General features: G+C 31.7%; 16 protein-coding genes. 14 read left to right on the forward strand and 2 right to left on the reverse strand.

The window, feature by feature from the left end; all coding sequences use genetic code 11:
• The first annotated feature begins 60 nt into the window (after positions 1–60).
• Positions 61–567 (forward strand): transcription elongation factor NusA, encoded by a 507-nt coding sequence (locus tag STK_RS01150; protein ID WP_010978145.1) that lies wholly within the window; start codon positions 61–63, stop codon positions 565–567.
• A gap of 2 nt (positions 568–569) precedes the next feature.
• Positions 570–1,859 (forward strand): aspartate--tRNA(Asn) ligase, encoded by a 1,290-nt coding sequence (gene aspS, locus STK_RS01155; protein WP_010978146.1) that lies wholly within the window; start codon positions 570–572, stop codon positions 1,857–1,859.
• Here aspS and truD read toward each other — a convergent pair.
• A complete protein-coding gene (gene truD / locus STK_RS01160) occupies positions 1,856–2,947 on the reverse strand; it encodes a tRNA pseudouridine(13) synthase TruD (RefSeq protein ID WP_010978148.1) in 1,092 nt (363 codons plus the stop codon). The genes aspS and truD overlap by 4 nt on opposite strands.
• A gap of 177 nt (positions 2,948–3,124) precedes the next feature.
• Entirely contained in the window at positions 3,125–3,490 is a 366-nt protein-coding gene (pth2, locus tag STK_RS01165) for a peptidyl-tRNA hydrolase Pth2 (RefSeq protein WP_010978149.1), read from the reverse strand.
• Between the two features lie 45 nt (positions 3,491–3,535).
• Here pth2 and STK_RS14690 point away from each other — a divergent pair, with 45 nt between their 5' ends.
• The 12 genes from STK_RS14690 to STK_RS01220 are packed head-to-tail and all read left to right on the forward strand — an operon-like array spanning position 3,536 to position 13,593.
• A complete protein-coding gene (locus STK_RS14690) occupies positions 3,536–3,739 on the forward strand; it encodes a zinc finger domain-containing protein (protein ID WP_010978150.1) in 204 nt (67 codons plus the stop codon).
• A gap of 9 nt (positions 3,740–3,748) precedes the next feature.
• The gene (locus STK_RS01170; RefSeq protein WP_010978151.1) at positions 3,749–4,024 is read left to right on the forward strand and encodes an elongation factor 1-beta; all 276 of its coding nucleotides are present in this window, start codon (positions 3,749–3,751) and stop codon (positions 4,022–4,024) included.
• A gap of 47 nt (positions 4,025–4,071) precedes the next feature.
• A complete protein-coding gene (locus STK_RS01175; protein ID WP_198429724.1) occupies positions 4,072–6,393 on the forward strand; it encodes a CDC48 family AAA ATPase in 2,322 nt (773 codons plus the stop codon).
• Positions 6,394–6,399: 6 nt separating this feature from the next.
• Positions 6,400–6,630 (forward strand): hypothetical protein, encoded by a 231-nt coding sequence (locus tag STK_RS01180; RefSeq protein WP_052846216.1) that lies wholly within the window; start codon positions 6,400–6,402, stop codon positions 6,628–6,630.
• A complete protein-coding gene (gene fen, locus STK_RS01185) occupies positions 6,627–7,688 on the forward strand; it encodes a flap endonuclease-1 (RefSeq protein ID WP_084742611.1) in 1,062 nt (353 codons plus the stop codon). Before STK_RS01180 ends, fen begins: the two co-directional genes overlap by 4 nt.
• A 47-nt stretch (positions 7,689–7,735) precedes the next feature.
• A complete protein-coding gene (locus STK_RS01190) occupies positions 7,736–8,392 on the forward strand; it encodes a precorrin-2 dehydrogenase/sirohydrochlorin ferrochelatase family protein (RefSeq protein WP_052846218.1) in 657 nt (218 codons plus the stop codon).
• Positions 8,385–9,623, forward strand: a complete 1,239-nt coding sequence (locus tag STK_RS01195) for a glutamyl-tRNA reductase (protein ID WP_010978155.1) — start codon at positions 8,385–8,387, stop codon at positions 9,621–9,623. Before STK_RS01190 ends, STK_RS01195 begins: the two co-directional genes overlap by 8 nt.
• Positions 9,577–10,587, forward strand: coding sequence for a porphobilinogen synthase (gene hemB / locus STK_RS01200; protein WP_010978156.1), 1,011 nt, complete (start codon positions 9,577–9,579; stop codon positions 10,585–10,587). The genes STK_RS01195 and hemB overlap by 47 nt, the downstream gene beginning before the upstream one ends.
• Positions 10,584–11,843, forward strand: coding sequence for a glutamate-1-semialdehyde 2,1-aminomutase (gene hemL / locus STK_RS01205; RefSeq protein WP_390532903.1), 1,260 nt, complete (start codon positions 10,584–10,586; stop codon positions 11,841–11,843). The genes hemB and hemL overlap by 4 nt, the downstream gene beginning before the upstream one ends.
• Complete coding sequence (hemC, locus tag STK_RS01210; RefSeq protein ID WP_010978158.1) at positions 11,840–12,724, forward strand: hydroxymethylbilane synthase; 885 nt, start codon at positions 11,840–11,842, stop codon at positions 12,722–12,724. The genes hemL and hemC overlap by 4 nt, the downstream gene beginning before the upstream one ends.
• Positions 12,705–13,340: a uroporphyrinogen-III synthase gene (locus STK_RS01215; RefSeq protein ID WP_010978159.1), complete on the forward strand. Its 636-nt coding sequence runs from the start codon at positions 12,705–12,707 to the stop codon at positions 13,338–13,340. Before hemC ends, STK_RS01215 begins: the two co-directional genes overlap by 20 nt.
• Positions 13,333–13,593 carry a hypothetical protein gene (locus STK_RS01220; RefSeq protein WP_052846862.1) on the forward strand — a complete coding sequence of 87 codons (261 nt, stop codon included), beginning with the start codon at positions 13,333–13,335 and terminating at the stop codon, positions 13,591–13,593. Before STK_RS01215 ends, STK_RS01220 begins: the two co-directional genes overlap by 8 nt.
• Positions 13,594–13,595 lie beyond the last annotated feature (2 nt).

Here is a 13,595-nt window from a genome sequence, read left to right on the forward strand (position 1 = left end):
GATTCAATAATATGAGTCAGTTCAAAAAAAGTATTGCGGTAAAAGCGGAGTTGAAAGAGGATGAAGATACCGCTAGATTATATTTGTGTAAAAAGTGGACTTCTATGCAATCGTTGTCAATCTCTGATAGATAAGGGCGAAGTAGAACATTATGAAGTAGACGTGATGAAGATTTTATTAGATCTAGAAGAAACACAGTTTAGAGAACTGAAAGACGCAGTATATCATAAAGCGTTTAAAGTAGATAATTTATTGATATTACTAGTAACTAGTCCACCTACAATGTCTCATCAAAAATGGATTAAGATAGCTAAAATACTTCAAGAGAAACTAGGCTTAAAAGTAAGAATCCTTGAAAAAAGTAACAACATTAAGTCCACAGCGTCTCAACTATTATCACCAGCAAGAGTACTAGGAGTAAATACAGTATGGTTACCAGATGGTTCAGTACAATATGTTATAAGAATCTCTAGAAATGAAAAGAGATTTCTACCAGCAGATGAAAATTCGTTAGAAACAGCACTATCAAAAATCCATGCTATCCCAATAAAAATTAGGGTGGAGTAAAAATGTATAGAAGTCATTTCATTGCTGATGTAACTCCAGAATATGATGGAAAAGAAGTAATATGGGCTGGATGGGTTCATCTTTTGCGCGACTTAGGTGGTAAGAAATTTATAATACTTAGAGATAAGACTGGTTTAGGTCAAGTAGTAGTAGACAAAAACTCTAGTGCTTTTGGTATTTCGCAAGAACTTACACAAGAAAGTGTTATCCAAGTGAGAGGTATAGTAAAAGCTGATAAAAGAGCTCCTAGAGGAATAGAACTCCATGCAGAAGAAATAACTTTACTAAGTAAAGCAAAAGCACCTTTGCCTTTAGATGTTTCTGGTAAAGTAAAAGCTGATATAGATACTAGACTTAGAGAGAGAGTATTAGATTTAAGAAGACAAGAAATGCAAGCAGTAATAAAAATCCAATCTTTAGCACTAAAGGCTTTTAGAGAAACATTATATAAAGAAGGATTTATTGAAATTTTCACCCCAAAGATTATAGCATCAGCTACTGAGGGTGGTGCACAATTATTTCCCGTGATATACTTTGGTAAGGAGGCATTTTTAGCGCAAAGCCCACAGCTTTATAAAGAGCTTATGGCTGGAGTAGTAGAAAGAGTTTTTGAAGTTGCTCCTGCTTGGAGAGCTGAAGAATCTGATACACCGTTTCATTTAGCAGAATTTATTAGTATGGATGTAGAAATGGCGTTTGCTGATTATAACGATGTAATGCAACTTTTAGAGAAAATATTACATAATATTGTAAAGACCATAAAAGAAGAAGGAAAAGAAGAGCTAAAAATTTTAAATTATGAACCACCAGAAGTAAAGATACCTATTAAAAGATTAAAGTACACTGAAGCAATAGAAATCTTAAGAAGTAAAGGATACAATATTAAATTTGGAGATGATATAGGAACACCCGAATTAAGAATACTTAATGAGGAACTAAAAGAGGATTTATATTTCATTGTTGATTGGCCCTCAGATGCAAGACCATTCTATACTAAAAGTAAAAGTGAGAACCCAGAATTAAGCGAAAGTTTCGATTTAATCTATAAATTTTTAGAAATAGTATCAGGAAGCACAAGAAATCATAAGAGAGAAGTACTAGAAGAAGCATTAAAGAAAAAAGGATTGAAACCAGAGAGCTTCGAGTTTTTCCTAAAATGGTTTGATTATGGAATGCCACCTCACGCCGGATTTGGAATGGGACTAGCAAGGCTAATGGTAATGTTAACGGGAATACAGAGCGTTAAGGAAATAGTTCCCTTCCCTAGAGATAAGAAAAGACTAACACCCTAAGTAAAAAGTCTTGGATCAGTTCTCGCAATCTCTCTTATAACAATAGTTGCATAAATTCCACGATCTAAAGCAAATGTAATTTTTTTATCTTTTATGGTTAAATTTCTAATTAGAGTATATGCTTTTCTTACAAGATCCTTAACATTTAGTTTTAGTTCCTTAATCTTAAAATTAATATTTAGTAGTCCTTCTTCTCTAAATATTTCTCTACAAATACTATCACAACTATCATATGATGTTGGAATTTTTATTACTAAATTCTCATCTATCTTAGTAGGATCCATTATCCTTGATAGATACTTATTAAATAAATATGATTGGTAAGCTTCTATGTAAAATATAAGTGGAGTTTGTAAATTTCTTAATATGTTAAAATAATTCTCATTCCTAAGAAGCAGTTTAATAGCTATTCTTTCATCTCTAAATCTTTTAGGGAATAATTCTAGTGCTTCTTTAAGATCGCCTTTCATATAAGCATATCTAGCTTTTTTTACAAGTTCGCTTTCGCTTTCAAAAGGATATCCTACCAAAAAATCAATAGCATTTTGCCATTCTCTCAACACCAACATTTTACCTATAATGTGAGTTATAGGTCTTTTTGTCCCAAATCGTTGATAGCCTATATAAGCTGGTAAATATTTTATGCTCCTTAGTTTATTTACTCTTTTTTCAAACTCTTTAATATCATCAGTTTCTATCTCTATCTCAAATATGTTCCCAGTATGATTAAATTTAGAATTGCTATAACCTAAGAAGGTTAAAAGAAACTTGTCATTTTCATACTTCTCAATAATATTTTTTACATTAGTTGTATATACTATTTGTTCTGTAATAGCATTTGTATCCTTAATTCCTATATAATGTATCTTGCTATGTAATATTTTTGATATTTCACTTATCACAGTAAAATGGTCTATTCCCCGCTTTCTAAGTAAATATACAGCATATTTGCCTTGTATGGAACCTTTCCATTCCGTAGCAGGTTTATAAGAGATCTCCTCAATAACCCTAAAACCATCAGGTCTATTGATAAAAACCTTCAGTGGACTCCAGTCTTCATTTATAAAATACTTCTCCATCCCGAGCATTATATCTATTGGATGCGGTGTAGTTACCAGTTAACTTCGCCTAAATTAGTGATAAAATATTCGCTGACTTAAAGTTTTTACTGAATATCTAAACTTCATTTAAACACTATTACAATAATTTCTAATTATAAACAAGCAGATTTTATCTAGTAATTAAAAATTTTAATTAATAAAAAATTAAAGAAGTTTTAGATCTCCAGTTATCTTATCAACTAATTCTACAGGGGCTGGTCCAATTCCTATACAAGTTATTGTTCCAGGTTCTATCTGCGTTTTTCCAGCATCTTGTATTATAGTTGTTGGTAAATTTAGTTCTATAGCCTTTTCATATCTTTTATTTAATTCATCGAGGCTAGGAACTTTAACAACTATTTTAGGTTGTCCTTCTTCTAGCCATTTATATAACCATTCTTTCCAAAGACTATTACTAGAATTTAGAATATCAAGAACTAATGAAACAGCTGCATGAGCGACTTGAGCAGCTATTTTACCTTTTCCCATATCTAAATCTGTCCTTACGACTATTACCATTTTAGTAGCCATCAAAAAGAGAGAATTTATAAACCAAATTAAAAACTATGTAATACAATGAGTCTAAATTTCAGATTAAGTTTAAGAGAAGAGATTGAACCACCAGTATGCTCCAGTTGCGGAAAACTAATACACCCTAGAGAGAAAGGAGTTGAATTTTACTGCCCTAACTGTGGAGAAATAATTATAAGAAGATGTTATTATTGCAGAAAACACATAGTGTCCTATACTTGTCCAAAATGTGGTTTTGAAGGTCCATAAGGTGATTATATGACAGACGTCCTTGTAGTAGTAAAAGTATTCCCAGAAAGTGATGAAGTGAATCTTGATAATTTATATGAAGAAATTGGTAAGAAACTACCCGCAGGATATAAGTTAGTAAGAAAAGAAACAGAGCCAATAGCTTACGGTTTAAAAGCATTAATTGCATATGTACAAATGCCTGAAAATGTTGAGGGAGGAACTGATACATTAGAAGAGATAATAAACAGCATTCAAGGAGTAAGTCATGCTGAGGTAGTTGGTATTACAAGACTAGGTTTTTAAATTAATTATACTTTAAGTTCTTATACCACATTATTTATATACATATTTTGGAGATAGAGTTGAGTACTGGCGCTGAAATTCCTCCTTCTGGTAAGAAAGAGCTTATATTGAGAGTAGTTGAGGCTAAGCAAAAAGATGTAGGAAGAGGAAAAGTTAGAGTAGACATTGATTTATTAAACCAAATAGGCGTTAATCCTGGAGAAGTAATTGAAATTGAAGGACAAAGAAAGACCGCAGCAATAGCTTGGCCTTTATCACCAGAAGATGCCCTTGAAGAAGAAGACAAATTCATAATTAGAATGGATGGGATAACAAGGAAAAACGCGGGTGTTTCTATAGGAGACAAAGTTATAGTAAGAAAAGCCTCACCAAAAATAGCAACTAGCGTAAAACTAGCTCCTTCGAATTTTTCAATTACTGTTGATCCAGGGTTTATATCTTATGTAAAGAAAAAACTTAAAGATTACCCTCTAGTTGAAGGAGATACTGTTCTTATTCCAGTACTAGGTCAAGCTATACCTTTTACAGTAGTTCAGGTTAGACCTCAAGGAATAGTGATTGTTTCAGATGAGACAAGTATAACAATATCTGAAAAACCAGCAGAACAAGCTAGATATCCTAGGGTTACTTATGAGGACATTGGTGGAATGAAGCATATAATACAGAAAATAAGAGAGCTCGTAGAATTACCACTGAAACACCCAGAATTATTCAAGAGATTAGGAATTGAACCACCTAAAGGAATTTTACTATATGGTCCTCCTGGAGTAGGTAAAACCCTATTAGCTAAAGCAGTAGCTAATGAAACAGAAGCTTACTTTACATCTATTAATGGACCGGAAATTATGAGCAAATTCTATGGTGAGAGCGAACAAAGACTAAGAGAAATTTTTGAAGATGCAAAGAAACACGCACCAGCTATAATATTTATTGATGAAATAGACGCAATAGCACCTAAAAGAGATGAAGTAATAGGTGAAGTTGAAAGAAGAGTTGTTGCACAACTATTAACATTAATGGACGGTCTCGAGAGTAGAGGTAATGTAATAGTTATTGCAGCTACAAATAGACCTAATGCCGTTGACCCCGCGCTAAGAAGACCAGGAAGATTTGATAGAGAAATAGAAATACCATTACCAGACAAGCAGGGTAGATTAGAAATATTACAAATTCACACTAGAAATATGCCGTTATCCAAGGATGTAGACCTTGAAAAACTAGCTGAAATGACCCATGGATATACTGGTGCAGATCTTTCTGCTTTAGTTAGAGAAGCCGCAATGAATGCATTAAGAAGATATCTACAAGTAATTGATTTGAACCAGGATAAAATACCACCAGAAATACTCGAAAAAATGGAAGTAAATATGGATGACTTCTTAAAGGCATTTAAAGAAATCGTACCAAGCGGTTTAAGAGAAATCTATGTAGAAGTACCCGAAGTTCATTGGAGCGATATTGGAGGACTAGAGGATGTAAAAGAAGAATTAAGAGAAGTAGTAGAGTATCCACTAAAATACAGAGAAGCTTATGAGAATGTTGGAATAGAACCGCCTAAGGGTATTTTGTTGTTTGGTCCTCCTGGTACTGGTAAAACTATGCTTGCTAAGGCTGTTGCTACTGAGAGTGGTGCTAATTTTATTGCTGTTCGTGGTCCTGAAATCTTATCAAAGTGGGTTGGTGAGAGTGAGAAGGCTATTAGGGAAATATTTAGGAAGGCTAGGCAAGCAGCACCAACAGTAATATTCTTTGATGAAATAGATGCAATAGCACCAATGAGAGGACTAACAACAGACAGTGGCGTAACAGAAAGAATAGTAAACCAACTACTAGCAGAAATGGACGGAATAGAAAAACTTGAGAATGTGGTTATTATTGCTGCTACTAATAGGCCTGATATTCTTGATCCTGCTTTGTTGAGGCCTGGTAGGTTTGATAGGTTGATTTATGTTCCTCCGCCAGATAAGAGGGCTAGGGCTGAGATTTTGAAAGTTCATACTAGGAATGTGCCATTAGCTGAAGATATTACATTAGACGAGCTAGCTGAAAAAACAGAAGGCTACACAGGAGCTGATTTAGCTGCACTAGTTAGAGAAGCTACATTAAGAGCTATAAGAGAAGAAATGACTGAATGTATGAAAAAGGCTGATGAGAATTGTAAAAGAAACGATAATGAATGTAGAGATAAGATTGTGAAGGACTGTATGAAAGGAAAAGGAGTTCTAGTTGAGAAAAGGCATTTTGACATTGCACTAAAGAAAGTGAGACCATCAGTAACTATGGACATGATACAATTCTACCAGAACTGGTTAGAAAAAGCAAGGCAACAGCTACCGAGAGCTAATTTGAAGCCTAGCACCTTCACGTGAAAATAAATGTGGAGAGAAATTCCTTTACATTATATTATTCTTGAAATTCTTAAAAAAAGAAACGCACCTATTACAGATGAGGATTTATATAACGAAGTTAAGAAAAGCGTAAATTATGAAATATCTTTTTCTGATTTTTTAAAAGCATTAATGAAACTAGAAATTAGGGGATTTATTACAGTAACGCTAATAAGAGAGAATGTAAGAATGATTAATTATATAGGTGAGAAGGAATAGGAGTAGATCTTGCTGAGCTTGTTGAAGAGATAAAAAAGGAACTATCTTTCGCTGAACTTAAAGGAAAGAAAATAAGTATTGATGCATATAATGCCCTTTATCAATTTTTGGCTGCGATAAGACAACCAGATGGAACACCATTAATGGATAGTCAAGGAAGAGTAACTAGTCATCTTAATGGATTATTTTATAGGACTATAAGTATTCTGGAGGAGGGAATTATACCCATTTATGTTTTTGATGGAAAACCACCAGAACAAAAAGCTCAAGAATTAGAACGAAGAAAAAAAGTAAAAGAAGAAGCTGAAAAGAAGTTAGAGCAAGCCAAAACAGAAGGAAGTATAAAGACTAGTGAGTTAAAAAAATATGCTCAAATGAGTATTAGACTTACTAACGAAATGGCTGAAGAAAGCAAGGAATTACTGAAAGCTATGGGAATTCCAGTAGTTCAAGCACCTTCAGAAGGTGAAGCAGAGGCAGCATATATAAATATTTTAGGCTTAAGTTGGGCAACTGCAAGCCAGGACTATGACTCCCTTTTATTTGGTGCTAAAAGGTTAATAAGAAATCTTACTTTAAGTGGTAAAAGGAAACTTCCGGGAAAAGATGTATATGTAGAGATTAAACCAGAACTAATAGAACTAGATACTTTATTAAAAAAACTGGGTTTAACTAGAGAACAATTAATAGACATTGGCATTATAGTTGGAACAGATTATAACCCAGATGGAATTAAAGGCTATGGCGTTAAAACCGCATATAGAATTATTAAAAAATATGGTAGTTTAGAAAAAGCAATAGAAAAAGGAGAAATACCAAAAATTAAAGTCAATTTTAACGTCGAAGAGATAAGAAGTCTATTCCTAAAACCACAAGTAGTAGAGCCTAAGGAAAATCTTGAATTAGTAGATTGTGATAGTAATAAAATATTAGATATCCTAGTTAAAACGCACGATTTTAACGAGGAAAGAGTAAAAAACGGGATAGAGAGATTAGAAAAAGCAAAGAGAGAAGCAAAAGGAGCTTCTCGTCAGACTGGACTTGATCAATGGTTTTGATTAACTAAATTTTCATGTACATAGCTTTTAAATTAAATAATTTTATAATGATATTTGTGAACACTCACACTTTCATTCCATTATACCTTAATCTGATTGACCTTAATGTCTTAGTTATAGGCGGAGGAAAAGTAGGGACTAAAAGAGCTTTAAACTTTTATGAACATGGAGCTAAAGTTACTGTTGTAAGTTTAAATTTCTCAGAAGAATTATTAAACTATAAGGATAAAATTTCATTAATAAAAAAGGATGCAAATGATTTAGATTCAAACTTTTTAGCGAACTTTGATATCATTATTACTGCTACAAATGATAAAAATATTAACAGTAAATTATGTCATGAAGCAAAAAAATTAAAAAAGTTATGTAATAATCCTACTAATATAGAAGAATCTAGTTTTATAGTACCTATATACTATACAGATAATGAACTCTCAATAGCTGTTACTACTTTCGGCAAATCTAGCTTATCATCAAAATACATTATCGAACTTATTCGTAAAAATATTCTTAGTGATGAAATTTATGAACTAGTAAAAGTAATGGAAACAGTCAAAGAGTTACTTAAATCAGAAATAAATGATCCTTCAAAAAGGTTTACATATTATAGTAAAATATTTAATGATGAAATTTTTAGAAATTATATAAAAGAAAAGAAATTAGATTTAGCAATAGATAGAGCAAAGGTGATTATAAATGAGTGACGAATTTATAGATATAAACAATTATATAGCAATAGTATATACATACAAAACAGTTGGAATAAGTAAGTTATATGAACATTATGTTAAAGATCAAGAATTGTTATTGCTAAAGGGACTAATAAAGGGAGAAATTAGTGTATTACAAACATGTAACAGAGCAGAGACATACTTATATACATATAACAAAGAAGAATTTAAAGATTTTTTACAGAAATTAGATGAAATTCATGGAAAACAGATTAGTAAAGATGCTATGATCTTAAAAGGGGAAGATGCAGTAAAGCATTTGTTTGAGGTAGCATCTGGTTTAGACTCACTTGCTATAGGCGAATACGAAATACTTAGACAATTGAAAGAAAGCATTGAAAAAAGTAAAAAACTTGGATTAAGCAGTGAAAAACTAGAATTTCTTTTTAAAAATGCTATAAAGGTAGGAAGAAAAATTAGACAACAAACGGAAATTTCAAAAGGAAAAACTGGTATATATGCATTAGCTGTTGAATATGCTAAACATGTATCAAATAATAACATAGGCAATGTAAAAATTGCTATAGTAGGAGCCGGAGAAATTGGAAATAAACTAGCTCTAATGTTGAAGAATGAAGGAGCTCAAAATGTTACAATATTTAACAGAACATACGAAAAAGCGTTAGAAGTTGCCAATAAGTATGGTTTTAAAGCAGAACCATTAGATTTTTATAAAATAAATAATTATGATATTGTATTTGTTGCAATATATTATGATAAAAAAATAAATCTACCAAATCCTAAACTAGTAATTGATCTTTCTGTTCCCCAGATTGTTTTAGGTAACAATGTTATTACGTTAGAAAATTTGAGATCTATCTCAGATAAAATAATGGAAACAAAAATATTAAGTTTACAGAAAGCTGAGGAATTAATCCATATAGAGATAGAGAATTTTAAGAATGAAATTATTAAATATAATCAAAATAGACTTATTTCTAAATTTATGAAAAGAATAGAAGATATTAGGGAAGCTGAAATAAATAGAGCTTATGCAGAAATTTTAAAACATGCTAATGATAAAGAAGAGATAAAGAATATTATTGATAAAATGACTAATTCAATGCTTAAAAAAATCTTTTCACCGCTTTTTGAAACCGTTAGAAAAAATGAAGATATGGCAAATTACATTAACAACATTTTCGAAATATTAAGTAATGGTAACATTTCCAACTCTAAGACCGAGGAGGCTAAGGAAAAATAAGTTAATAAGAGACTTAGTCGCAGAAACAAACTTAACTGCTTCTGGGTTAATACAGCCTATTTTCATAAAAGAAAATATAAATGAACCAGAAAAGATAGATAGCATGCCTGGTGTTTATAGATATCCACCTAATGATCACTTGATAAAGTTTGTCGAAGAAGTTTATAGTTTTGGCGTAAAGAATTTTATTCTCTTCGGAATACCCTCATTTAAAGATGAATTTGCATCATCAGCATACGATAAAAATGGAATAATACAAAAATCACTAAGACTGCTTAGGCAAACTTTCGGAGAGAAAATATTACTAATTACTGATGAATGTACAGATGAATATACCTCTCACGGACATTGTGGAATTATTACACAAAAAGATGGAAAACTTTGCGTGAACAATGACGAAAGCCTAAAAGTTCATGCACTTATTGCAGTCAGCCAAGCTGAGGCAGGAGCTGATATTATAGCACCTTCATCAATGATGGATGGTGTTGTTGGAGCTATTAGGAAGGCATTAGATGAAGCGGGTTTTACGGATACTGCAATAATGTCGTATAGTGTAAAATACGCATCAACGTTTTATTCACCTTTTAGAGATGCAGCATATTCTAAACCAGCTTTTGGTGATAGAAGAGGATACCAAATGGATCCAAGAAACGCCTTTGAAGCATTGAAGGAGGCTAGTTTAGATATAGAAGAAGGAGCTGATATTCTTATGGTGAAACCGGCTCACACTTATTTAGATGTTATAAGATTAGTAAAGACAACCTTCCCACAATATCCATTAGCTGCGTATCATGTTAGTGGAGAATATAGTATGATTAAAGCAGCAGCCTTAAATGGATGGATAGATGAAAAAACAGCTGTTTTGGAAATAACTACTGCAATAAAGAGAGCTGGTGCAGATTTAATTATAACGTATTATGCTAAAGACATAGCTAATTGGATAAAAGAAGGTGTACCTTTTTGAGCGAAAATCTTTGGAAGAAAGCCTTAGAATTATTTGCTGGAGGAGTAAATAGCCCTGTAAGAGCTGCCGTTAAACCATACCCCTTTTATGTTGAAAAAAGTGAAGGAGCATTCCTTTATACGATAGATGGACAAAGACTCATAGATTATGTTCTAGGATATGGCCCACTAATATTAGGTCATGCACATCCATATGTTAAAAAGAAGATAATAGAACAAATAGAGAAAGGCTGGTTATACGGAACCCCTAGTAAAAAGGAAATTGAATTAGCTGAAAAAATAAGATCTCATATACCATCTGCTGAAAAGATTAGATTTGTTAACAGTGGTACTGAAGCAACAATGTTAGCAATACGCTTAGCTAGAGGATATACAAAAAGAGAAAAAATATTAAAATTTGACGGAAATTATCACGGAGCTCACGATTACGCTTTAATAAATGCTGGTAGTGCTGTATCAGAGTTCAATGTTATTATATCTTCAGGCATTCCAACTTCGATAATTAATACTGTAATAGTGTGTAAATATAATGACCTTGACTGCGTAGAAAAACACCTTAGAACTGAGGAAATAGCTGGAGTTATAGTTGAACCAGTAATGGGAAATATGGGAGTGATTTTACCAGAGCAAGACTTTCTTAATGGATTAAGAGAACTTACGAAAACATATAATTCTGTACTTATATTCGATGAAGTAATAACTGGTTTTAGATTAGGACTTAGTGGCGCTCAGGGATATTTTAAGGTAATCCCAGATTTAACTACTTTAGGAAAGATTATTGGTGGTGGCTTACCAATAGGTGCAGTTACTGGAAAAAAAGAAATTATGAGTAATCTTACCCCAGAAGGAAAAGTATTTAATGCTGGTACATTTAATGCTAATCCTCTTACAATGGCTGCAGGAATAGCTACAATAGAAGTTCTAGAGACAACAAATGCATATGATATAGCTAATAAGGCTTCAAAAGAAATAGCAGAAGAACTAGATAATTCTTTATCTAAAAAGAATTTTAAATATACTATAAATAGAATACAAAGCATGTTCCAATTCTTTATAGGTATAAGTAAAGTAACTAATGCTGATGATGCTAGGTTAGCTAATAAAGATCTCTATGTAAAGATTCATGAAAAACTGCTGAAACTAGGCGTTTTCATTCCTCCTAGTCAATTTGAGACAATATTTACATCTAGTTCACACTCTGATGAGATAGTAAATCTTACTATTGAAGCAATTCATAAGGTGGTTAGCGAAATATGAGAATAAGAATAGCCGCTAGAGGTAGTAAACTAAGCAGAATTCAGGTAATGATGGTTGAAAACTATTTACATAAATTAGGTATAGAAACTGAATTTATAGAAATTAAAACTAAAGCTGATTTATTCCAGAACGAACCTTTATCTAAACTAGGTAAAGGAGTATTCGAAAAAGAAGTAAATCAAGCGGTTTTAGATAATAAGGCTGATGTCGCTGTTCATAGTATGAAGGATATCTTGACTGAGATTTCAGAAAACTTGGAAATTTATGCTGTATTACCTAGGGATCCTCCATTTGATATTTTAATCTCAAGAAAAAACTTATTTAACTTGGAACCAAATTCAATTATAGGAACTAGTAGTATTAGAAGAAAAAATTTCCTAACTTTTTATAGAAATGATCTTAACATTAAGGATTTGAGAGGAAATATAGACACTAGATTAAAGAAGTATTTTGAAGGTCAATATGACGGCATTATAATAGCTGAGGCTTCAATATATAGGTTAAAAGAGCAGGTTCAGTATTATAGGTTAGATCCTCATTTATTCACTCCAGAAGCTAACCAGGGTATAATAGTAGTTATAGGAAGAAAAAAAGATGAAACAATAAAGAAAATATTTAATGAAATAAATGATAAAGATACATTAGAAATTGCTATTGCTGAAAGAAAAGCATTAAGTATTGTAGGGGGTGGATGCCATTCACCAATTGGAGTTTATTTTGAAAAATATGATAAAGATTTCCATGGAATAATTAGTTCTTCATTTGGTAGGAAAAAGATTACAATAGAAGAGTATTTTCATAACATGACTCCTTATGAAGCAGGGGAATTATTAGGTAAAAGATTCTTGGAGGAAATAAAAAATGAAGGTATTATTCCTTAGGCCCGAAGGATCTAATATTCCTTATAATAAGAATTTTATTGAAATTAGTATTTTAAAACCTGAATGTATAAATTATACTGTTAATTTACACGAGATAGACGGCCTTGGATTCACGAGTATTAATGCAGTAAGATGTTTTAAAGACTTTGATAAAATTGAAGGAAAAGCTATATTTGCCGTAGGACCTAGTACATCGGAAGAGCTAATTAAGCGTAATATTAAAAATGTGATTATACCAGAAGAATATACTGTAGAAAATCTGGTAAAACTAATAAAGCAGAATACTAAAAATCCACTTCTAGTTAGGAGTTTGATAGCAATAGATAACAGTTTAGATATCAAGCAAATTGCTGATTATAATTTAAAAGCAGATTTACAAAAACTAGAAGAAGCCAGAGAGTTAATTGAAAAATGTAAAGTTAATATAATAGTTTTAACTAGCTCTTATATAGCTAGTTTAGTGAAAGATTTTATAAAAGAATGTGAAATAATAGTAAGCATAGGTCCGTCTACTTCTAAAGTAATTAAAGATAAGAAAAACATATATGAAGCGAAAGAGCATGATATGAAAGGAATTTTAAAATTATTAAAAGAATTGGGTGCTTATGATGGATGAAGAAATAAAATCAATAACAATTTCTACATTAAAGAAATTGATTGGAGATTTTGATATAAATACACTGGAGATAAAGTTTTATCAGTCATTTAAGGATAGATATGATATCTATGGAAAATTTCAGAACAAAGACGGTGTATATGAATTTGCAATTAGTGTAGATAAAAAAGGTAATATAAAAAGAGATCACATCAATTTAATATCACCTAGAAAAGTTGTAGATGAGATAAATAAGAAAGTCCACAGTGAGTAACA

It is taken from the genome of Sulfurisphaera tokodaii str. 7 (assembly GCF_000011205.1).
Lineage (GTDB): Archaea > Thermoproteota > Thermoprotei_A > Sulfolobales > Sulfolobaceae > Sulfurisphaera > Sulfurisphaera tokodaii.

Coding starts and splice junctions, on each gene's coding strand:
- STK_RS01150 (WP_010978145.1), top strand. CDS start 61: ATGAAGATACCGCTAGATTATATTTGTGTAAAAAGTGGACTTCTATGC.
- aspS (WP_010978146.1), top strand. CDS start 570: ATGTATAGAAGTCATTTCATTGCTGATGTAACTCCAGAATATGATGGA.
- truD (WP_010978148.1), bottom strand. CDS start 2,947: ATGCTCGGGATGGAGAAGTATTTTATAAATGAAGACTGGAGTCCACTG.
- pth2 (WP_010978149.1), bottom strand. CDS start 3,490: ATGGCTACTAAAATGGTAATAGTCGTAAGGACAGATTTAGATATGGGA.
- STK_RS14690 (WP_010978150.1), top strand. CDS start 3,536: ATGAGTCTAAATTTCAGATTAAGTTTAAGAGAAGAGATTGAACCACCA.
- STK_RS01170 (WP_010978151.1), top strand. CDS start 3,749: ATGACAGACGTCCTTGTAGTAGTAAAAGTATTCCCAGAAAGTGATGAA.
- STK_RS01180 (WP_052846216.1), top strand. CDS start 6,400: ATGTGGAGAGAAATTCCTTTACATTATATTATTCTTGAAATTCTTAAA.
- STK_RS01190 (WP_052846218.1), top strand. CDS start 7,736: ATGATATTTGTGAACACTCACACTTTCATTCCATTATACCTTAATCTG.
- STK_RS01195 (WP_010978155.1), top strand. CDS start 8,385: ATGAGTGACGAATTTATAGATATAAACAATTATATAGCAATAGTATAT.
- hemB (WP_010978156.1), top strand. CDS start 9,577: ATGGTAACATTTCCAACTCTAAGACCGAGGAGGCTAAGGAAAAATAAG.
- hemC (WP_010978158.1), top strand. CDS start 11,840: ATGAGAATAAGAATAGCCGCTAGAGGTAGTAAACTAAGCAGAATTCAG.
- STK_RS01215 (WP_010978159.1), top strand. CDS start 12,705: ATGAAGGTATTATTCCTTAGGCCCGAAGGATCTAATATTCCTTATAAT.
- STK_RS01220 (WP_052846862.1), top strand. CDS start 13,333: ATGGATGAAGAAATAAAATCAATAACAATTTCTACATTAAAGAAATTG.